Source organism: uncultured Methanobrevibacter sp. (assembly GCF_902801725.1).
Taxonomy (GTDB): domain Archaea; phylum Methanobacteriota; class Methanobacteria; order Methanobacteriales; family Methanobacteriaceae; genus Methanocatella.
The window spans coordinates 12705-34091 of the sequence record NZ_CADCJB010000018.1 but is presented as its reverse complement, the minus strand read 5'-3'; the positions used below and the strand labels follow the sequence as shown (position 1 = coordinate 34091).

The following is a 21387-nucleotide window of genomic DNA, read 5'->3' as shown; positions in this document are numbered from 1 at the left end:
CTATAATAAAAGATTGTACTTCATAGTATATAAAATTAAAGAAAAAATAAACAAAATAAAATTAAAAAAATACTGACTTCGTGTCACATCCTCTTTTTTTACTGTAAATAATAATTAACTATTTAAATTAAACTAATCTATTTATTAATATAGAGTGGTGTCAATAATGGAAAGTGATGAATTTAGAACTGTCAGAGTTTATACTAAAAAGTATAATAGTAAGGATAAAGATGGCAATACAGTTGAAAAAGAGTCCAAGCAAAAACAGGTCAGCCTTAAGAAGGAAGACCCTTTTGAAGACAATGAACTTGTGAAGGTTCTTGCAAGAGATGAATATGAAAATATGGTGAACAATCAGTTTTCTGATGAAAAACTTGAAGAATTTAATCAGATTATACAGGAAAAGGATGATGAAATCGCCAATCTTCAGGATCAACTTCAAACACTTAAAGGTTCCTTTTTTGATGATGTCGATTCTTTAAAAGAACAGCTGACAGATAAGGAAGAACTCATAAAGGCTAAAGATGAGATTCATGAGTTGAATAAGAAAATTACCAGAATAGATGATGAAAGGGTGGCTATTTTTAAAGAGCTTGACTATAAGAATAAAATGATTTTGGCATATAATGTGGAGCTCAATAAATCTATTCTCAATGCAATTAATGTGGTTATTGACGAGGCTCGTGATAATATCAATAGGAGAAATGCGCTTTTAGTCAAGGATTTGGAAAAATCAATTGAAAAATCAAAACAAGATGTCAATGAGAAGAACAAGGCTATTGCATATGATATTAATTCTACTGTTGAAGACATGAACGAGCAGATAAGAAATACCAGCACTCTTAAAATGATATTAAACAAAAACAAGATAAATCTGAGAGTGCCTACTGAGGATTTACTAAAACCGTTTGAATTTGACTTTGATGTTAATCAGTTACTTTCAGGCCAGGCATTGGAGCTTGATGCAGCTGAAATCTTAAAAGAAGTAATGCCAAAACTTCCAGAACCTTTCTCCAAATATATTGACACTATCGAGGAATCTCCTGAAACTATTGAAGTAACATCTAAAAAAGAGGAATGACCTATGAGGACATTCAATACTGGAAGAATCACTTTTGAATATCCTGATGAATGGGAAGTTGAAAAAGCAGATATCCTGTCCAATCCTGATTGTATTGCAACATTGTCCAAAGGTTCTGATAATCTGATTAATGCTGTGATGTTTCCGACTGCAACCAATCTGGATGACTATAAGATATTCATGGAGGATGCGATTTCAGATGATGGCGGTGTAATCATCGCTTCTGATTTTGTTGAAATCAGCAAAAAGAATGCGATTAAATTGCATGCAAATATGGATACTCCTGAAATCAATTTCGATATCCATACTTACGTATTCATAGAGAATGGGGATATCTATATTTTCGAATTGAGGACATTGGATGTTTCAGGCGAATCCGAAAGGCAGTTCAAAAATATTATCGAATCCTTTGAAATTTTAAAATAATTGAGTGTATTCAAGCAGATAGTCCATTTGTGTCCTGTCGAGTATCTTTAGGGTTGAAATGTTTTGAGGTGTTGTTCCTGATCTCTCTTCAACCAGATTTCTCAGGGAATTATTTTTCATATGAGCATGGATTTCTTTTATCACAAATTCCATATTCTCAATGTTCATTTTCTCCAGCTGTTTTTGAGAAACATTTTCATAAATCGGATATGTATTCAAATCGTATGATTTTGTTGGTGTTTGCAAAACATTCAAATGACTGTAGTAATTTGTTGAATCAGCTAAAAAGCCATCGATTCCCATATATGTTAAAATAGGCATGAATGAAAGTTCTGCAAATGAAAAAATAAAATAACTTGTTTTTTGTGCTTCTTTTTTAAGTGAAACGACTAATTCAACCAATTCTTTTGGATTTGTTAGGAGTGCATCTCCATTGGCAATAATAAATCCGTTGTAACCAATTTCCTCCAGGCTTTTCATGCATTCAATTCTCAAATCAATGTATTTGGAACCCTGAATTACTGCAATGTCTGCATCATCCACGTTCTCTTCAGCCAATCTTAAAGTTTCATTTACATTGAACTCTGCAATTTCTCGGTCAATATTGTATGCTGATCCTTCATTCGGTGCGATTTTTAAATCGCTTCTATAGAATATTTTTGGAGTCAGTTTTTCATCGATTTTTCCAATTCTTCCAGGTCCGTCATGTGATTTGATTTCGAATTTTTTTATCATTTGCGTCGTTCCTTTTTAGTTATAGTATACTTTTTCTTTTTTTAGGTTTATAAAAATTTTTTATAGGGTGTAATCTTTTGGATTACATTAGCAAAAATTTTAGTAACCTTTATATATGTTTCTTTAAAGAATATTAGTAAGGATTTGAGGAAATTATCCAATGATTATCCGAGGTGTGTTTTCAATGTCTATTATAAATCGTCTTAAAACTCTATTTAAAGGAGAAAATAAAAATGTAGAAGACATCAAGACTGATGTTTCAAACACATCTGATGATGTCGAAGTTACATCTTCAAAAGTTGTAAATGATGATGTCGTCTCTGGTACTAAAACTACTGTTCCTAGAGAAAATACAGTAAAAGAAGAACCAAAAGATGATAAAAAAGATTTAACTTTGAGTGACATCGAAACTGAAGACGAAGAAGTTGTTGAGGAACTTCCCGAAATAAAGGAAAATCCTTTAGAGGAAAAAGTTGAAAAACTTCATGAAATCAAAGAAAAAGTCAAAGAGACTATTGAGATTATTGAAGAGGATGTTAAACAAAAAGTTGAAGAAAAATCAAACAAAGATACAAAAGGAGATAATATGACTTTATTAACTGATAAAGAATTATTAAATGATAGTAATCGTGACCCAGATTTCACTGCTGAGTTCATCGATGCTGGAATCGAAACTGTTAAACACTGTTTCCAATGTGGTACTTGTAGTGGAAGTTGTCCATCTGGAAGAAGGACTCCATACAAAGTAAGACAAATTGTCAGAAAATGTTTATTAGGATTAAAAGAAGAAGTTATTGCTGATGACGCTTTATGGATGTGTACTACCTGTTACACTTGCCAAGAAAGATGTCTCAGAAGTGTTAAAATTGTGGAAATTATCAAAAAAGCACGTAACATTGCAGCTCACGCTGGTTACATGGCAAAACCTCACAAAATGACTGGTGTATTTGTAATGAATACCGGTCACGGTGTACCAATCAACGATGCTACAAAAGCTTTAAGAGCTAAAATCGGTCTTGCTGAAATTCCACCAACCACTCACGCTTATCCTGAAGCATTAGAAGAAGTACAAAAAATTTGTAAACTTACTGGATTTGACGAATTAATCGGTTACGATGAATCAACCGGTGGATTAAAAGAATAAATTTATTAGGAGAGTTATAATATGGAAATTGCATACTTCTTAGGTTGTATCATGAACAACCGTTATCCTGGTGTTGAAAAAGCTACCAGAAAATTATTTGAAGCTTTAGATATTGAATTAAAAGATATGGAAGGAGCATCTTGTTGTCCTGCTCCTGGTGTATTTGGTTCTTTTGATGAAGAAACCTGGGCTACCATTGCAGCTCGTAACTTAACTATTGCTGAAGACATGGGTGCTGACATCATGACCGAATGTAACGGATGTTTCGGTTCATTATTCGAATGTAACCACATGTTAAAAGAAGATGAAGACAAAAAAGCAAAAATCAACGCTAACTTAGCAGAAGTTGGAAGAGAATTCAAAGGAACTACCAACGTAAAACACTTTGCTCAAATCTTAAGAGACGATGTAGGATTTGAAAAATTAGCTTCATTAATTGAAAAACCTTTAGACTTAAATGTTGCAGTACACTACGGCTGCCACTTCTTAAAACCTACTGATGAAATCGGTATCGAAGACAACGCAGAAAACCCATCTATCTTAGATGACCTCGTTGAAATTACCGGTGCTAAATCTGTAGATTACAAAGACAAAATGATGTGCTGTGGTGCAGGTGGAGGTTTAAGATCCAGAGACCTTGATGTAACTACTAGTTTCACCAAAGAAAAACTTGATCACATGACCGAAGCTGGAGTAGATGCAATTGTTAACGTATGTCCATTCTGTCACTTACAATTTGACCAAGGACAAGTTGAAGTTAATGAAAAATACGGAACTGACTTTGCACTTCCTGTATTCCACTTAGCTCAATTATACGGATTAGCTATGGGCTTATCCCCAGAAGAGTTAACATTTGATGCTCAAAGAATTGATGCAACTCCTGCTCTTGCAAAAGCATTAGGTGAAAACGCTAAATAAATTTAAAGGATTTTTATCCTTTTAATTTTTTTATTTTTAGGCATTGAAAACACAATTCGGGTATCGGTTATCTTTGGATAACCTTTTTTTTATGAATTATTTTTTTTGTTTGTATCCATACGAATAATTAGTGATTATATTTATATAGGATTATCAAGATAAAATTAATTAAAATATATTAGAGGTGTAATTATGTTTTTAGCAACATTGGATGGCATATTCAAATATTCTGACCTTCCAGAAGAATATGAGCCTTATGTACAATTCAAAGCAACTATTGAAAAAAGAGAATTAAAGCAAAGCGATGAAATCGCAATTTTAAACATTGCCGGTACTTCAACTCATCATGTATTATTTTTAGATTCTTATCAAAATATTAGTGAGATTGAACAAGAACTACAAGATGCTGATGCTAAAATTAACCATACTACTTTAAAAATTATAGGTGGACATTTATGAGCTTACCCTCTGAACAAAATTGGTTGGTTCTACATCATCTCCTTACTGATTTGAACAAGAAAGGATATGATATTCCTGAGGGGATTAACCCTGAAATGGGATTGATTAGGTCTTCAATTAGTTCATATAAAAGAGACCCTTCCCATCCTGAATTGATCAATGGTTTGGCAAAAGCTGAAATGTCTTTAAATAATATTCAAGGAACTCTTTTAACTATTGCAGAGGAAGAAGGAGACGAATATGTCGATCATTGGCTTGATTTATTAAAGCAGGTCATGAGAGGAGAGGAAGTGTTCGAATTTGCAAAATCAAGATCAAGATTTCTTGTAAATACTCCTCCAGGATTGACAACAGGTAGAATTAATTTAAAAGTTCCATTGGCTGAAGAAAGAGTTCAAGAAATTGCAGAGTGGAATGGTCTTATCATTGAATTTGATGATGATGTAACTGTACAATTGCATGGTGATAAATCTGACCTGCAAATGGGATTAAAAGAAATGGGATCATTCTTTTTAGAAGAATAGAGGTGATTATATGACTAAAATTTTAGCAATTAGTGATGTTCATGGTGAAGAAAACGAAAATTTATACACTTATTTGAATAATAATGATATTGATTTGGTTTTAATTTTAGGGGATATTACTGATTTCGGTCCTTTAGACTTTGTTTCAACATTTATAAATAAAGTTGCTGACTGTGGTGTTGATGTAATAGCTATTCCGGGTAATTGTGACCCTACCGGCATTTGCAATGCTATTAATGAGGTATCTTTCTGTCTTCATAATAATATTATTGCTTATGGGGATGCTATATTATTCGGATTTGGCGGATCCAATCCTACTCCATTTGATACTCCTGGAGAAATGGATGACGATAAGATATATGCTGCAGTTTATGATTTATTGGCTAACTATGATTATGTTTACAATTCTGATATTCCTAAAGTAAGAATCCTAGTTACTCATGCACCGCCTTTCAATACTGAAGCTGACAGGGTTGAAAACGGTGAACATGTGGGAAGTTCCGGAATTCAAAAATCAATTCATGAATTTGAGCCTGAAATAAATCTTTGCGGACATATTCATGAAGCTAAATCAATTAGTAAAATTGGTACAGTTACCGATGTAGCAAATCCAGGAATGCTTAAAGATAATGGGGCTATTTTAATAGATATTAAAGACGGTTCCAATTATGATTTGAGCCTTATATCTTTAGATGAATAATTTTTCTTATTCATTTTCTTCTATTTTTTTTATATTTTGAGAATCAAATAACAAATTTTATTTAACAATAATTCAAAATATTAAATCAGATTTCTATATGTGATATTATGATTTGGGTTATTGGAAACGTTGATGGTAAACAGTATAAAGAACCATTTTCAAAAGGAATTCTGTCTCGTTCTCTTAATGTTGCGGATTTAGGGACTGAAAGAGCGCATGAGATTGCTAGCGGCATTGAAGCAGAATTGATAAAGAATAATATTACTGAAATTAACAGTTACGATTTGGCGAATGTTGTTTTGAATCATCTTGAAAATATTGACCCTAATATAGCCAAAAAATACTGTAATTGGAGGTCTCTCAGGACTTCAAAAAAACCTTTAATCATTCTGATTGGTGGAGCATCAGGTGTTGGAACTTCTTCAATGGCATTTGAATTGGCTAACAGATTAAGATTAAAAAACCTTATCAGTACGGATATGATTAGGGAAGTCATGCGTAAGATAATATCTAAAGAATTAAGTCCTGTTATTCATAAATCCAGTTTTGATGCATATGAAAGCATAAGAACTCCTTCGATTCGAATGGATCCTGTTGTTGAAGGATTCATTAGTCACGTTGATGTTGTCAATGTGGGCATTGAAGCGATTATTGAAAGGTCAATTAAAGAGGGAATAAGTACAATTATTGAAGGTGTCCATATAGTGCCTGGTTTTATAAAATCAGAATTACTTGAAAATAACAATATAATCATTTTCACTTTAACTGTTGATGACGAAGAGTCTCACAAACAGAGATTTTACTCAAGATGCAGACAACCTTGGGTTAAAAGGTCTCTCGAGAGATATATGGAATATTTCCCAACAATCAGAAAAACTCAAGACTTTTTAGTTGAGCAAGCAAAAATTCATGATGCGCGTATAATTAATAATGTGGATATTAACAAGACAATTGATATCATGGTAAATGATATTCTCGAAGAATTTGGAGGAAAATAAAATGTTAAACAAGAAAGTGAAGGAAATAATGACTACTGATGTAATTACAACTACTTCAGATATTGATGTCGTTTATGCCTTTGAAAAGTTGATGAAATATAAAATCAGTTCTCTTCCTGTTGTTGAGGACGATAAGCTAGTCGGAATAATAACTGCAACAGATGTAGGGCATAACTTAATTCTGGATAAGTATGAATTGGGAACCAGTGTTGAGGAAATAATGATTAGATCTGTGATTACAATATCTCCTGATGACACACTCGAAACTGTAATTAAGGTAATGAAAGATAGTGTTTCATCTTCAGGAATATTAAATCAACTTCCTGTGGTTGAAGATGGTAAATTAGTTGGAATTATTTCTGATGGGGATATAATTCAAGAGATATTTTAATTTACATTTTTTTTATTTATTTTATTCATTTTTTAAGCTTTTTTAGTTAGTTACTATAATATATTTTTTTCTAGAAAATATTTTTTCACTGATTTTTTTTATTTTTTAATGGTTTTTTGATAACATTTATATAATATTAATATCATATATTATTAGTGGCTAGACTGGAGGGTTAGGGGTCCTCTGTAAGCACACACCCCCTTTGGTGCAGTTGAAGTTCAGGAGGCGGCTTTTTAAAAGAGTGTAAGCCTAGAAAAAACAACATAGAAACCTCGTCCTGCAGGATTGGTGGTGGTGAGATTTTTACTGGAGGGTAAAAATTAGTCATCTTCGGTATGGGAACGGGTCAGGCCCGGAAGGGAGCAGCTCTACCATTAACATTCGATGCTTGTAGAATCCCGGGGTGGAGTTGGATTTTTTAGATCACTTATATTTTTGAGATTAGTCCACTTCTGGACATGCCATTTATATAAATAATTAAGTTTATAAATAAGTTTCAACATATAATTTATTATACTTGTTTTTTTCATATGTCGGGATGGCCCAGCCTGGTACGGCGTCGGACTGCTAATCCGATGGTCATACGACCACCCGGGTTCAAATCCCGGTCCCGGCGTTTTTATTATTAATTGTCTATTTCTTGGTCATGGTTGTACTCTAATCCAATTGGGCATGCGTGCACTACTGCATATTTTATTTCAGGTATCTCTTGAGTAATGTTATTCTGAATAATATGAATAATTTTATGTGCTTCATCCAATGTCATGCTTCCATCGACTTCAACATGCAGGGTAACTGTTGCGTAGGAACCCAAATAATCAACTTTAATTTCATGTGCATTTTGAGCCTTTGGTGTGGAATTGTTTGCAACTTTTTCAATTTCGCTTATAAGTTCTTTTGATGGGACTTTTCCCATGATGTTGTCGATATTTTCTTTTCCAATTTCATATGCAGTTTTTAAAATAAAAAATCCTATTATTAATCCTACTAATGGATCGATTATAGGAAAACCTAGATTTGATGCGATAACACCTGCCAAAATAGCAATTGATGCAAAAATATCTGTTTTTTGATGCTTTCCATCAGCAACAATGGCTGGACTATTAATTTGTTTTCCTATTCTTATGATATATTCACTTACGGCGAAGTTGATGATTATTCCGAAAATGGCCATTATTGCAGCTATTGTTTCGGGTACTGTAATTGTTGATGGATTGATTAGCTTTTCAATTGCACCTAACATGATTTCGTAGGACACCAATACTAAAAAAATAACAATTACCAGTCCGCTTATTGCTTCTGCACGTCCATGACCAATAGGATGTTCATCATCAGCCGGTTTTTGACCTATTTTAAACCCCAGATAAGCTATAATGGATGTTATGACATCGGATAAAGTGTGTGCTCCTTCAGATATTAATGCATAACTTCCGGCTATCATGCCTATTGCAATGTTAAAAACAGTTAAAAAGCAGTTAGCAATGATAGCTACTGTAGCTGCTTTTTTACCGGCTTTGTTTCTAAATTCATCCATTTATACACCATCTTCTAAAATATCCATTGCTTTTTTGATATTTTCATAGGAATTTGCATAAGACATTCTGACATGTCCTTCACCGTTAGATCCGAATGCGGCTCCTGAAACTGTTATTACTCCTGCATCAGCAGCTTTTTTAACAAAGTCTTTATCTTCAATTTTTGGAAATACGTAAAATGCTCCTTCAGCATTTACTGTTTCATAGCCCATTTCATTAAGTCTTGAAACAATCAGGTCTCGTCTTCTTTTAAATTCGCTAACCATTTTATGAACTTCGTCCTGAGGACCGGTCAATGCTTCATACGCTCCTCTTTGTGCAGTCGAATTGGAGCATGCAATGCTGTTTTGATGAATTTTAAAGAGTTCTTCGCAGTGGGCTTCATTTGCAGTCAGATAGCCTACCCTTAATCCTGTCATTGCATATGTTTTTGAGAATCCATTTATTGTAATGACATTATCACTGTATCTTGCAGGAGAGTAATGCTTTTTATCATAAATTATTTTTTCATATATCTCATCGGAAATAATCATGAAGTTATGGTCCATTGATAAATCTGCTATTGCTTTTATGTCTTCTTTTTCCATAACTGCTCCTGTAGGGTTGGATGGTGAATTTAAAATTATTGCTTTTGTTTTGCTGGTTATTTTTTCCAAAACATCCTCAGCTTTCAACTTAAATTCATTTTCCATTTTACAATCAACAGGCACTATTTTTCCTCCTGCAAGGTTAATACAGGCTTCATATAATAAAAAACTAGGATTTGGTAAAAGTATTTCATCACCGCTTTCCATAAATGCCTGTGCACTTATGTATAATGCTTCACTGGCTCCTACAGTCACAATAATGTTTTCAGGGTCGGTGTTAATGCCATTTTCATTTTTGAATTTTTTGGCTATTTCTTCCCTTAACTCAATATACCCTTTGTTTGGGGTATAATGTGTGTCATTATTGTCAATGGATCTTTTCATAGCATCCTTAATATTTTGAGGTACATCGAAGTCAGGTTCACCAATTCCTAGGTTTATTGCCCCAGGTTTTGTTGCCTCAAACATTTTTCTTATTAATGACAGTTCTATTACTTTTGTTCTACTCGCTGGATTAATCATAATTTTTACCTCTTTTGTATTATTTATTATTATAGTAATTTTAATTTTTTCTAGTAATTATTTTTTTTCACATGCCCCACAGTTATAGCATGGGTTAGTTTCACACCATGGTGTTTGCTTTAATTTTTTTAGTCGTGAATGTTCTATTTTTAAAAATCTTTTTTCTACACTAACATCAATATTGTCCCATGGCAGTTCATCATCAATATTGTACTTTGGGAGTAGTTCCCTCCAATCTTTGAGGGTGGGGGATTTTGACAATGATTTCTCAATAAGGCCACCAACGTCCCTATTTCCACAAGATAGTATATATTGAATCATACTTTTTTTAGGACTTTCGCACTTTATGTTGTATTTTTTCATTTCTTTTTTGAGATATCTTGTTTTATGTTTGATATCTTTAAAATCAAAATTTTCCCACTGCAGTGGTGTGTGCGGTTTTGGAACTAATGGGTTCACACTGAATTTTACATTCTTAATATTATAATGCATATTCGCTATTTTTTTCATATATTCTGCAAGTTCTTTAATGTCGTCCATGCTTTCCCCAGGAATTCCAATCAGGAAGTACAGCTTAATTTTGAAGTTCAATTCAACAGCATTTTTTATTACTGTAAAAATTGTTTCATCCAGTATGTCTTTATTGATCACTTTCCGCAACCTGCTGATGGACTCTGGTGCAAGGGTTATTGTTTTAAGTCCACTTTGTCTCAGTGTTTCTAATGTTTTTTTGGTAATTGATTCGATTCTAAGCGATGGTGTTGAAATCTGAAAACCCTCTTTTTCAAGTCCGTCAATTAGATTTTCCAGATTGCTGTAGTCAGATACTGCCGCACCGATTAACGTAATTTTATTCAACCCAGTATTTTGTCGGGTTTTGATTGCTATGTCAATTAACTTTTCATAGTTTGTTTCCCTAACTGGCCTGTAAAGATAGCTGGACATGCAGAATCTGCATCCCCTAACGCAACCTCTTGAAACATTTAGCATTATGGTGTTGTTGAAGACGGTTTGATAACTTTCATCATCGCTTCTGCTAATTACCGGCTCGGTTATGTGATATGCCATATTCATATCGGAAACCAGAGAAATTTTTGCTTTGTTGTTATACTCTGGAATGTAAACTCCTGATATTTTCAGATAGCTCTCGAGGTCTTTTTTAGAATTGAGATATGTGTCTAAAAATTCGCTAAGGACATATTCTCCCTCACCGATAATGAATGCATCTATATAGTCAGACAGGGGCATTGGATTTGCTGTTGCACATGGTCCTCCTGCTATGATTAGAGGATAATTTTTGTCACGTTCTTTTCTTTTAAGGGGAATTTCGGCATTTTTCAGCATTTCCAATGCATTGAAATAGTCTTCTTCAAATTGCAATGTAAAACTGATGATGTCAAGATATTTCATTGGAGTATTTGACTCGATGGTTTTTGAATTTGGAAAGATTACTCTTTCACACCAGCTATCCTCTCTTTCATTAAGCTTGTTGTATAATATGTTATAGCCTAGTGAGGACATTGCAGTCTTGTAAACATTAGGATATGCCAATCCCACGCGAATGTCAATATTTCTGTGGTTTTTTTGAAAGGTATTTTTTTCATATAACATATTATCTCAATTTTAATTTTAATTATTTATTTTTGATATAATTCGTAATTTTGCACTTAATTTTTAATATGCAAACAATAATTTGCCTAATTTTTTTATAAAACAAAATCATATGCTAATTTTTTCTATAAAAAGACATTTAATTAAGATTTCATTTATGATGGCATTGTTTTTTATTTAAATTATATTCAAGCTATTTAATCTTATTATAGTTTATTTCAATAAGATTGTTCTTTTATTTTCGATTTCTATATATTTTTAATCTTTTTTTATCAATATATTGGTTTTTAACTTGTTTTTCATTTTTTTAAGTTTTAAAAACATTTATATAGGAATAAATTATATATCTTTATCTACTCATTATGAAATCCTATATGTTAGTATAATCATTTTTTACTATAAAATTTTCGTAATGAGAACCAAGAGGTGGAAAAATTTCGATAAAAAATAAAACATTAATAATATCAATCGCACTATCCCTTTTTATTTTATTGGGTGCTGTTAGTGCTGTTGATTCTACAAATGTTTCAATTAGTGAATATTCAAATTTAGATGACGATGTCGATACATTGTCTGTACAAAATAAATTAGAAATTTCAAACGAGTATTCTATCTCAGAAACTAATATAGTTAATTCTCATGATGATAATAATGGAACATTGAGAGCTTCCTTTGCATCTGCTGGTGCTAGCGACAATTTGTCTTCATATTCTGGCGGTGAGGATAATATTCTTTCCGTTTCAAATGATGATGCTGTTGTTTCAGCAAATTCATCAGGTTCAAATGTTGCAAACACTACTAAAGTGCCTACAATGTTGTCTGTCAGTGATACTTCATATAGTAAAGCAGGCACAATTTTTAAGGTTACTTTAAAAGATAATTCAAGCAATGCTTTAAAGGGTCAAAAAATTTCTTTAAAAGTTAACGGAAAAACATATTCTGCCAACACTAACAATAATGGTGTTGCATCAATCAAAACAGCTGCTTTGGCTGTTGGTTCATATTCTCTTTCCTTAACTTATGCAGGTAATTCAAATTATTCTGCTTCTTCTCTTTCAAAGAAAGTTAAAGTATTGTCATCTGTAAAAGGAAGCAACATAGAAAAATATTATGGATATACTTCTCCATATCAAGCAACATTTTTAAAAGATGGGGAGGCTTTGGCAAATACTAAAGTTTCATTTAAACTGAACGGTAAGACTTATACAAGAACTACAAATAAGAATGGGGTTGCAAAAGTAAATGTTTATCTGAATGTGGGTAATTACACCATTACATCAACTAACCCATATTCAAAGCAAGTGCTATCCAATAAGATTGTAGTTAAAAAAGATCAATCTACTCTTACCCACAAGCCTTCCAAAACATATATTGCTCCTAACACAAAGTATGTTTTCAAAGTGGCTTTAAAATCAAAACACAATGTTAACATTAAGAAAGGAGTAATTGACTTTACTTATAATGGTAAAACTATAACCAAAAAGGCAAATTTGGATGGAATAGCTAATATAACTATTTCCGGACTTTCAAAAGGTACCTATACTGTTAAGTATGCATATCGTGGAAATTCAATGTTTTATGCGACATCAGGATCCAGTAAGTTATATGTTCAAAATCCTGTATACGCATTCAAAGCTTCTGATTTAAACATGACATATAAAGATGGGTCTAACTTTAAAGTAACTCTAAAACAATCAAATAATCCTTTAAGCAATAAAACTGTAAAGTTCATTTTAAACGGCAAATCTTTCTATGCAAAAACTAATTCAAAAGGTGTAGCTAAAATTGCTGTCGGCAATTTGAAACCTGGAAATTATGTTGTCAAGTATTCCCATGATTCAATTGGTTCAAAATATTATGCTAAAGGTTCAAACAATATTGTTATTTCAAAATTGAAGGCAAAAGTAATTGCTAAAAATTTAAACATGAAATATAAGGACAAATCTTGTTTCAGAGCCCTTGTAAAAGATGAAAAAGGCAATATCCTTAAAAATGTTGGTGTTAAATTTGTATTTAAAGGCAAGTCTTACGTTTACAAAACCGATTCAAAAGGCATAGCTAAATTACAAATTAATGCTGTAGTGGGATACTATCCTATAAAAGTCGCTGTTTCAAATGCATATTATAAATCTGATGTTCTAACAAAAAAGATTTTAGTTAATGGAACTAAATTTATTGCTAAACAGTTGTATGCATCTGTTGGAACCAAGGTTTCTTATTCAGTTAAAGCTGTTGATGGTAAAGATAAACCAATTAAAAAAGCTAAAATTACTTTTACCATAAGAGGTAAAACTTACACTGCAAAAACTAATGATGATGGTGTAGCTAAAGTTAATTTGGGTGAATTGCCTAAGGGAGACCATAAAATTAAATTTTCACACGACTCCACTACACGTACTTCAATAATTCACATTGTCAACAAAGTTACATTAAAACAGTTATTTAAAGCATGTAAGGATGTGAATGGTTACATTGAAGATAATGAAAAATTACCTTCCAAAGTTAAAATAGGTAATTTATACTATACTACTGCGGATTTCTTATATTTGGTTTCCAAAGCCATAATTAATTTGAAATCAGGTAGTGAAGAAGATATTCCTGTTATGAAGGTTGCAAATCCTAAAAAACCTGGTGATGCTTATGACCAAGGTTATTTGTATGATTATCTCTCTGTAGCTAGAAGTATTGTCAAAACTGCACAATCAAAAGGAATCATGCCTAATTCTGTTGATTCAAAAGTGGGAACTATTGGGTATAAAGGTGTAGTATTTGCACTCTCACGTGCAGTTGCATTTTATGGTGATAATGGCATCATGCCGGCTTACACTGCTGTAAGATCATTGTCCGATGCAACAACTAGCAATCTAAACTCTAAAAATACCTATAAAAATTTAGCACAGTTCTTGACAGCCACTACAAATTGTCAAGTACATAATTCTCAAATTAAGAATTTAGCTGCTAAGTTGACCAAGGGAATGACATCTGAAAAAGCAAAAGCTAAAGCAATCTTTAATTATGTTAGAGATACAATTTCATATAGTTTCTATTATGATACAAGATATGGAGCTGTTGGCACATTAAATGCTGGAACTGGAAATTGTGTAGACCATGCTCATTTGGTTGTAGCATTGTCTAGAGCAGCAGGCCTTCCAGCTAGGTATGTGCACGGTACATGTACATTCTCCAGTGGTACTTACGGACACGTATGGTCACAGGTATTAGTTGGAGACACTTGGACTGTAGCTGATGCAACAAGTACTAGAAACTCGTTTGGAAATGTAGTAAATTGGAATGCAAATTCATATAGTCTTAACGGCTATTATATTGATTTAGAGTTCTAATTTCCTACTCTATTTTTTTTATTTTTTTTATGATTCTTTTTTTCCCAATAGCTAATAATTTATAATAGTTTTAATAAAATTTTAATAAGCAAGCTATTAGGACAAGATTATGGATTCTAAAAAATATTCTAAAGTGGCTGTTGGTGGAACATTTGACAAATTCCATGATGGTCATAAAAAATTATTATCTACTGCTTTTGAAATGGGGGACAGAGTTGAAATTGGGGTAACTTCTGATGCTTTTGGAGGCCTTAAAGGAAATATTGACCCTTGTGAAGAAAGAATGAAAAATCTTAAATGTTTTTTTTCAGATAAATCTAATTTTACAGTTGTTCCTTTGGAAGATCCTTTTGGCACAACTATTTATGATGGTGATTTTGAAGCTATAGTTGTCAGTAAAGAGACTGAACCAACAGCAGTCAAAATTAATGAAATTAGAGTTTCTAAAGGTATGAAACCTCTTGATATTATTGTTGTTAATTTTGTAATGGCTTATGATGGAAACCCGATTTCATCCACTCGTATTAGAAGTGGTGAGATTAATAATAATGGGAATCTTATTGAATAGTCAAGAATATAATCGATATGTTTATATATTCATTTCGATAAATTTTTAATTACATGTGTATTATTTTTTTTTAATGATAATCATATGGAATTATTGAGGTGGTTATATGGCAGTAAAAATTGATTCGGAGGCATGTGGACATATCCAGGATTGTCCCGTGCAAGGATTGTGTATTAAACTTTGTGAACAAGGTGCAATTATTGAAGACAATGGGGATGTAAAAATAGTTCCTGAAAATTGTGATGATTGTGATCTTTGTATACAAAATTGCCCAAATCAGGCTATATCTAAAGTATGAGGTTGTTTTATGTTTGATATAGAACGTATTGGTGGGGAACACCGTAAATTATCTTATGATGATAAAAATTGTGTGGGTTGTGGAATTTGTGTTGATACATGTCCTACTTCTTCTTTAAGGATGGGTCCTTTAGTTCCTATTGCAAGAGGATTAATTGAAATGGACCTAATTTCAGTTAGTGACTCCTGTGTATTTTGCGGATTGTGTTCAGTTGCTTGTCCATTTGATTCATTATCATTGACAATTGATGGAGAAAAAATTAAAAATATGGACTCTTATCCTGTTTGGAAAGTTCAGTCTACAATTGATGATGATGAATGTATTTATTGTGGAAGATGTAAATCTGTTTGTCCAAGAGATTCAATATTATTTGAAAGAAACCTTCCAGATAGATCTTCATTAGTTCGTGGAGAAATAAGTTTTGATGAAGAAAAATGTATTTATTGTTCTTTCTGTGCAGATTTATGTCCTGCTGAAGCTATTACACTTAATAATATAGCTTCATCAAGTGTTGATAAATTAAATAATTCTATTGAAGTTGATACTTCTAAATGTGTATATTGTGGTGTTTGTAAAAGAATATGTCCTGAAAATGCAATTAAAGAAGTTTGTTCAACATGTATGTTCTCTGATGAAATTGAAGTTCCTGAAATTTCTGGTGAAGCATTCATTATTGAGAATTCCTGTGTAAATTGTTCCTGGTGTAGTGAAATCTGTCCAGTAGATGCAATTACAGTCACCAAACCGTTTGAGGGTAAACTTGAATTGGTGGAAACTGATGAGCAAATTTGTAAAGGTGACTCATGTCATGCCTGTTTGGATGTTTGCCCATGTAATGCTGTTGAAATTATTGACGGAAAATCTGTTACAAATTTGGATTTCTGTAATTTATGTGGTGCCTGTGTAACTGCATGTCCGCAGAATATTAGAGTATTAACCAGAACTGGTATGAATTTGTTTAATATTAATTCTGAATCTTGGGGTGAAATTTTAAATTCATTAATCAGTGGAAAATAGGGTTGATTTTCCCTATTTTCAAATCTTATTTATTAAAAAATCTCTTTCTTTTTTTAACAGATTATCCATGTTTGTTTGGATTTTTCCTGTTATATTTGACATATAACTGGCTACTAGAAGTATTATTACTATTAATCCTCCGGTTATCAGGATTAATTCTGCACTTCCTTGTCCTTTGTTGTCTAATTTTTTTTTAAACATGGGTTCTGTTGTCCAATATTGTGTTTCTCACATCAATGATGTCGTCTTTTGCTTTTAAACTTCTGTCACTTGTTTCCATATATGATCTATATATTGTTAATGCAAGCAATGCAATAACAATTACGCCTCCGAATAATAAAATGTATTCTGCAGCGCCTTGTCCGGAATTTTCATTTATGAGTGTTTTCATTTTTTTCATATTTTCACCAGTTACTATTATGGTATTTTTAATTATATTAATATTACTATTTTTTAAAAAAGTATTACAAATATTTTTTTTTGCACTGTATTTTCCTATTTTTTCCATTAGGTTTATTAATGGTGTTGTAGATAAAATATTATTAGTTAAATATAGAGTGATTAAAAGGGATAAGGGTGAAAACGTGGGAAATACATTAAAGTTGGTTTCAGGTTTTATTTTATTTGTAATAGGTGTTCTCATAGCATATGAAACTGCTGTGTATAACTTAGTAGATATTTTATTTATTGTTGGTTTTATCATAACAATTGTTGGAATCATCCTGATTGTTAGTTATTTTGTTGATTCAAATGCGGATAGAACTACAAATGCGATTAAGGATTTTATTACGTCTAATGAATTTAATTCATCATCATTAAATAGGTTTGAAAAGAAATCCGATAATCCCAAACAGCCTTTACACGTTCGTAGGGAATTCAATGAGTATGATGATTCTGATTATGGCGAATTGGTGCTTGAAGATTATGAGGGGTCTTCTTCTGAAGGGCATTATGGAGGTTCTTTAGAAAATAATCCAAAAGCTGTTTTAAATGTTGTTCGTGCTGAAGAAAGGGACGATGCTGCTTTAGATAGGCCACTCCATTTCACCCCTAGATATGATAAGCCGTTAAAAGTTACTAGAGCTCCAAAAAGACGTGAAGAAGATTACTTTACTAGTGACGTGCCTGAATTCATTGTTGAAACTGATAAATCTGATGAAATTAAAAAAGCGTTATCTCAAGAATCTCCTGCGGAAGAAATTGTTGTTGAGCATCAGGAACCTGCTGCTCCCGAATTTAATCAACCTAGGGATATTAAAATTGATATTAATGATCCTGAAAGTCTTCCGGTTCCAAAATCTCTTCAAAGTTATGTGATTTATGATGAGGGGATGGTATCTTCTCAGGATGCATTCGACAAATTAGCGGTCAATGTAAACAAAGAGATAATGCTTGAAATTCCTTCATTAAATGATTTGTCCGATAGATTCTTATCTCATGTTCCAACAATCTATTCCAGAGTAATTATTGATGAATTTGATGTTTCAGACATGTCCTATATGTTTTTAATATCTTCTCTTTTAAAACAGGGAGTTCATATCAGAACTGTTCCTAAAGTACATACTGTTAATTTAATTACTGATGATTCACATGCGATGATTATCTCAGACGGTCCGAATGGTGTCGAGTATGGTGCTATTTATGATGACAGAAAGTCCATATCTGATATTCGTTCCGACTTTGAAAAAACTTGGGATATTGCATCAGTTTTGGATGAATCTATTGTTATGGGTGCTGGGGGAAGTGCATAATGGAAATCAGATGGTTAGGTCATTCAGCTTTTGAAATAATATCTGATGACAATGTTAGAATATTGATTGACCCTTTTATCAGTAATAACCCTGCATGTCAGGTGCCTGTTGAAGATTTGAATCCGGATATAATCCTGCTTACTCATGGTCATTCTGATCATTTTGGTGATGCATTGGAAATTTCCAATAGTACTAATGCTCCTATTGCTTGTATCCACGAAATTTCACTCTTTTTAGCAAAACAAGGAATTAGGAATATTGGTGTAAATATTGGCGGTTCTTTCATCTTCAGAGATATTAAATTTACAATGCTTGAAGCAAGACATTCTTCAGACATTGATGTTGTTGAAGAAATGGTCCCTGGTGGAACTGCAGCAAGCTTTTTAATAACATTTGGAGACGGCACTAAAGTATTCCATGCTGGTGATACTGGTTTATTTGGTGATATGAAAACAATTATTGGAGATATTTATAAGCCTGATATTGTATTGCTTCCTATTGGTGATAAATTTACTATGGGTCCTTTTGAAGCGGCATTAGCTTCAATGTGGTTAAATCCTAAAGTAGTTATACCAATGCATTATAATACATTCCCTCCAATAGAACAGGACCCTGCAATTTTTGCTAATTTTGTTAGTCAGTTTAACCCTAACATTGATGTAGTGGTCATGAATCCAGATGAATATTATGAATTCGATCCTGAAAATTATCAGGATTAACTTTTTTCATATTTTTTTCTTTGATGATATTCTTCATCAATGTCACATTTTCCGGATGGCAAAACTCTTATTATGTCATCGAGACTTATCAAGTCATCTTCATTGATTTTATGCAATATTTTTTTAGCTATTGCCTCTTTTTTTGTAAATCCCGGTTTCAATACAACAAAATTTCCGCAGTGTTTTTCAAGGGCTTCAATGGGACCTGCCATAATACGTTTGCCTTCGTAGTCAACAATTCCCACGGCCAATTTCAATCTTGCTGCGCGAATGTAATTTCGATGTCCTCTTATAACAAATGACCCTTTAGGTAAAAATTCCCCTGCTTCGGGTGTTTTTGAAACTTGGTCCGGCCGGACCCAAAATACGTCTTGAGATGTGAAACCTTTTGACCAAGCAGATGAAAATGATGCTGCAAACTCACCTGATTCTTTAAGGATATTGTCATTTAATTCATTCCCATTTAATTTTATTGCAGTTGATGTCGCACCATGTATATCTGCATGTAAATAAATGTCATTAGGTTCCAAATATTTTTTGACTACACTTTCATTGCTGTTGGCGTCCCGTCCTCCGATTACCAAAATGCCGTCGGAGCTTAAAAACCACCTTAATTTTTCATACCACTTGAGATTTTTCTTAACTCTCTTTTTAGGCACTGAAATATTTTCCATTGCAACATCCTTTTTAGCTTTAATTTTCTCAAGCTGCTTTTTGGTATTTTCAATAGCTATTAGGGCACCTTTTGTTTTTCTTTTGGCTTTTTTAGCTTTTTCATAATAATTTTCAGCATTTTCAGGTATTGTTAATTTAGGATCGATGTTTATCTTGGTGTTGTCTATGTCTAATGTCAAAACTCCCATCGGGTCAATGGATTCGTAGATTTGGGCCTCATCCATGCCATCCTTTTTGGCTTTCTTCAATGTTTTTCCAATTTCTTTGAAAGAATAGTTCTTACCTCTTGCTGTGTTTACCACATTTATTATGTTTTCAATGGTAGTGTAATTAGAATAGATTACTTCTCCTTTATGTGTACTTTCTGTTATGGTCTTTTCAAAATTATCAAGTGTTTCTTGTTGCAAAGCCAATCTCTTTTCGTATTTGCCTACCTTTTTATTCCATGCGCTTTCCTTAATCTGTTTGATGCCGGTGTTTACTTTTTTTGAATAGAATTCATCACATGCTTCATTGAAGTCTTTATAATATGTCTTTTCGAAACTGTCATATTTTCTCAAATCAAGAGGTACAACATCTTCTTTAGAATCACTTTTGACGATTTGGGGTTTAATTGATTCGTTTTTCAAATTATCAAACAAATCCTTAAGGCCATTATACAATCCCTCATACTGATCTTCAGTTATTTCACCGTTTTTTGTGTTCTTGTCTATTTCAACAGTTTCATTTGCTCTTGCAATGACCTCTTCTGCATATAGGCTTCCAAGTCCGTTGGTTGCAAGTGTTCTTACAACATCACTGTCTTCATTATTTTCAAATAATTTCTTGAATTCATCTTTGCTGACGGTGATTGGATTCATCCCCCTTTCTTCGGGGAAAAGATATTCTTTTTTGGAACTTATGTCCCTGTTGCTTAAGTGTTTTCTTTTGAGAGGTAAAATGATATTGTTTTCATCATCTAAAAGAATAATGTTTCCTTTGTCAAATAATTCTACAATTATTGTGTAGTGCTTGTCCTTTTTCACTTTGATTTCAACTACACGGTCGAAATTGTGCTGCTTAATGCTCTCGACATGAGCTCCCTTAATTCTTTTTCTCAAAAGCATGGGGAATGTCGGTGGTGTAGTTGGATTTTCAAGAGGATATTGGCTGGTATGTATTCTGGAACCGCATTGCATTACCAAATCAACTCTTCCGGTTCCAGGCACGTGAAAGCGCATCACGACAATATCATTGGTAGGCTGGAATGATTTGTCGACTCTAGCCCCACTTAACAGATTATTCAATTCATCACTTATTGTATATATGTCTACATTAGACATGGATTTCATAGTAAACACCTTTTTTTTCATCAATACTTTAATATATTATAATTACTAAAATTATA

22 protein-coding genes, 1 tRNA gene and 1 other RNA gene are annotated in these 21387 nt (G+C 32.7%); 17 read left to right on the top strand and 7 right to left on the bottom strand.

What is annotated here, in order from left to right; genetic code table 11:
* The first annotated feature begins 166 nt into the window (after nt 1-166).
* Nucleotides 167-1081 (top strand): hypothetical protein, encoded by a 915-nt coding sequence (locus QZV68_RS05465; RefSeq protein WP_296879340.1) that lies wholly within the window; start codon nt 167-169, stop codon nt 1079-1081.
* Nucleotides 1082-1084: 3 nt separating this feature from the next.
* Nucleotides 1085-1507, top strand: a complete 423-nt coding sequence (locus QZV68_RS05460) for a PsbP-related protein (protein ID WP_296879338.1) — start codon at nt 1085-1087, stop codon at nt 1505-1507.
* On the opposite strand, the gene QZV68_RS05455 is transcribed toward QZV68_RS05460, so the two are convergent.
* Nucleotides 1499-2242: an archaeosine tRNA-ribosyltransferase gene (locus tag QZV68_RS05455; protein ID WP_296879336.1), complete on the bottom strand. Its 744-nt coding sequence runs from the start codon at nt 2240-2242 to the stop codon at nt 1499-1501. The two genes, QZV68_RS05460 and QZV68_RS05455, sit on opposite strands and share 9 nt — an antisense overlap.
* Before the next feature lie 184 nt (nt 2243-2426).
* Here QZV68_RS05455 and hdrC point away from each other — a divergent pair, with 184 nt between their 5' ends.
* The 9 genes from hdrC to QZV68_RS05410 all read left to right on the top strand — a co-directional run bounded on the left by hdrC (nt 2427) and on the right by QZV68_RS05410 (nt 7992).
* A complete protein-coding gene (gene hdrC, locus QZV68_RS05450) occupies nt 2427-3386 on the top strand; it encodes a CoB--CoM heterodisulfide reductase subunit C (protein WP_296879334.1) in 960 nt (319 codons plus the stop codon).
* Between the two features lie 21 nt (nt 3387-3407).
* Complete coding sequence (hdrB, locus tag QZV68_RS05445) at nt 3408-4304, top strand: CoB--CoM heterodisulfide reductase subunit B (RefSeq protein ID WP_296879332.1); 897 nt, start codon at nt 3408-3410, stop codon at nt 4302-4304.
* 192 nt (nt 4305-4496) lie between these two features.
* Nucleotides 4497-4763: a DUF749 domain-containing protein gene (locus tag QZV68_RS05440; protein ID WP_296879331.1), complete on the top strand. Its 267-nt coding sequence runs from the start codon at nt 4497-4499 to the stop codon at nt 4761-4763.
* Complete coding sequence (locus QZV68_RS05435; protein WP_296879329.1) at nt 4760-5287, top strand: DUF2096 domain-containing protein; 528 nt, start codon at nt 4760-4762, stop codon at nt 5285-5287. Before QZV68_RS05440 ends, QZV68_RS05435 begins: the two co-directional genes overlap by 4 nt.
* 10 nt (nt 5288-5297) lie before the next feature.
* Complete coding sequence (locus QZV68_RS05430; RefSeq protein ID WP_296879327.1) at nt 5298-5987, top strand: metallophosphoesterase; 690 nt, start codon at nt 5298-5300, stop codon at nt 5985-5987.
* 107 nt (nt 5988-6094) lie between these two features.
* Nucleotides 6095-6985 (top strand): 2-phosphoglycerate kinase, encoded by an 891-nt coding sequence (locus tag QZV68_RS05425; protein WP_296879325.1) that lies wholly within the window; start codon nt 6095-6097, stop codon nt 6983-6985.
* A gap of 1 nt (nt 6986) precedes the next feature.
* The gene (locus tag QZV68_RS05420; protein ID WP_296879323.1) at nt 6987-7376 is read left to right on the top strand and encodes a CBS domain-containing protein; all 390 of its coding nucleotides are present in this window, start codon (nt 6987-6989) and stop codon (nt 7374-7376) included.
* A gap of 152 nt (nt 7377-7528) precedes the next feature.
* Nucleotides 7529-7844: signal recognition particle sRNA (gene ffs, locus QZV68_RS05415), an RNA gene on the top strand.
* A gap of 64 nt (nt 7845-7908) precedes the next feature.
* Nucleotides 7909-7992: transfer RNA gene (locus QZV68_RS05410), tRNA-Ser, on the top strand.
* 9 nt (nt 7993-8001) lie between these two features.
* Here QZV68_RS05410 and QZV68_RS05405 read toward each other — a convergent pair.
* From QZV68_RS05405 to QZV68_RS05395, 3 genes are read right to left on the bottom strand one after another with little or no spacing between them, the layout of a single operon-like run.
* Nucleotides 8002-8910 carry a cation diffusion facilitator family transporter gene (locus QZV68_RS05405; protein WP_296879321.1) on the bottom strand — a complete coding sequence of 303 codons (909 nt, stop codon included), beginning with the start codon at nt 8908-8910 and terminating at the stop codon, nt 8002-8004.
* Complete coding sequence (locus QZV68_RS05400; RefSeq protein ID WP_296879319.1) at nt 8911-10020, bottom strand: pyridoxal phosphate-dependent aminotransferase; 1110 nt, start codon at nt 10018-10020, stop codon at nt 8911-8913.
* 57 nt (nt 10021-10077) lie between these two features.
* Nucleotides 10078-11631, bottom strand: coding sequence for a radical SAM protein (locus QZV68_RS05395; RefSeq protein ID WP_296879317.1), 1554 nt, complete (start codon nt 11629-11631; stop codon nt 10078-10080).
* 491 nt (nt 11632-12122) lie between these two features.
* Here QZV68_RS05395 and QZV68_RS05390 point away from each other — a divergent pair, with 491 nt between their 5' ends.
* From QZV68_RS05390 to fwdF, 4 genes are all read left to right on the top strand, one after another.
* On the top strand, nt 12123-14972 hold the full coding sequence (locus QZV68_RS05390; RefSeq protein ID WP_296879315.1) for an Ig-like domain repeat protein: 2850 nt from the start codon (nt 12123-12125) through the stop codon (nt 14970-14972).
* A gap of 109 nt (nt 14973-15081) precedes the next feature.
* On the top strand, nt 15082-15540 hold the full coding sequence (locus QZV68_RS05385) for a phosphopantetheine adenylyltransferase (RefSeq protein ID WP_296879313.1): 459 nt from the start codon (nt 15082-15084) through the stop codon (nt 15538-15540).
* 106 nt (nt 15541-15646) lie between these two features.
* Nucleotides 15647-15838 (top strand): 4Fe-4S binding protein, encoded by a 192-nt coding sequence (locus tag QZV68_RS05380; RefSeq protein WP_296879311.1) that lies wholly within the window; start codon nt 15647-15649, stop codon nt 15836-15838.
* 9 nt (nt 15839-15847) lie between these two features.
* Nucleotides 15848-16855, top strand: coding sequence for a tungsten-dependent formylmethanofuran dehydrogenase subunit FwdF (fwdF, locus tag QZV68_RS05375; RefSeq protein ID WP_296879310.1), 1008 nt, complete (start codon nt 15848-15850; stop codon nt 16853-16855).
* An 18-nt stretch (nt 16856-16873) separates the two neighbouring features.
* Here fwdF and QZV68_RS05370 read toward each other — a convergent pair whose 3' ends face one another.
* Together QZV68_RS05370 and QZV68_RS05365 are read right to left on the bottom strand one after the other, a co-directional pair.
* Nucleotides 16874-17056 carry a class III signal peptide-containing protein gene (locus QZV68_RS05370; protein ID WP_296879308.1) on the bottom strand — a complete coding sequence of 61 codons (183 nt, stop codon included), beginning with the start codon at nt 17054-17056 and terminating at the stop codon, nt 16874-16876.
* A complete protein-coding gene (locus QZV68_RS05365) occupies nt 17049-17255 on the bottom strand; it encodes a class III signal peptide-containing protein (protein ID WP_295115813.1) in 207 nt (68 codons plus the stop codon). The genes QZV68_RS05370 and QZV68_RS05365 overlap by 8 nt, the downstream gene beginning before the upstream one ends.
* 184 nt (nt 17256-17439) lie before the next feature.
* Here QZV68_RS05365 and QZV68_RS05360 point away from each other — a divergent pair, with 184 nt between their 5' ends.
* Complete coding sequence (locus QZV68_RS05360) at nt 17440-18606, top strand: hypothetical protein (protein ID WP_296879305.1); 1167 nt, start codon at nt 17440-17442, stop codon at nt 18604-18606.
* Nucleotides 18606-19325, top strand: coding sequence for a metal-dependent hydrolase (locus QZV68_RS05355; RefSeq protein ID WP_296879303.1), 720 nt, complete (start codon nt 18606-18608; stop codon nt 19323-19325). The genes QZV68_RS05360 and QZV68_RS05355 overlap by 1 nt, the downstream gene beginning before the upstream one ends.
* Here the strand turns inward: QZV68_RS05355 and rqcH are convergent.
* Nucleotides 19322-21331 (bottom strand): ribosome rescue protein RqcH, encoded by a 2010-nt coding sequence (gene rqcH / locus QZV68_RS05350; RefSeq protein ID WP_296879301.1) that lies wholly within the window; start codon nt 21329-21331, stop codon nt 19322-19324. The two genes, QZV68_RS05355 and rqcH, sit on opposite strands and share 4 nt — an antisense overlap.
* Between the last annotated feature and the right edge of the window lie 56 nt (nt 21332-21387).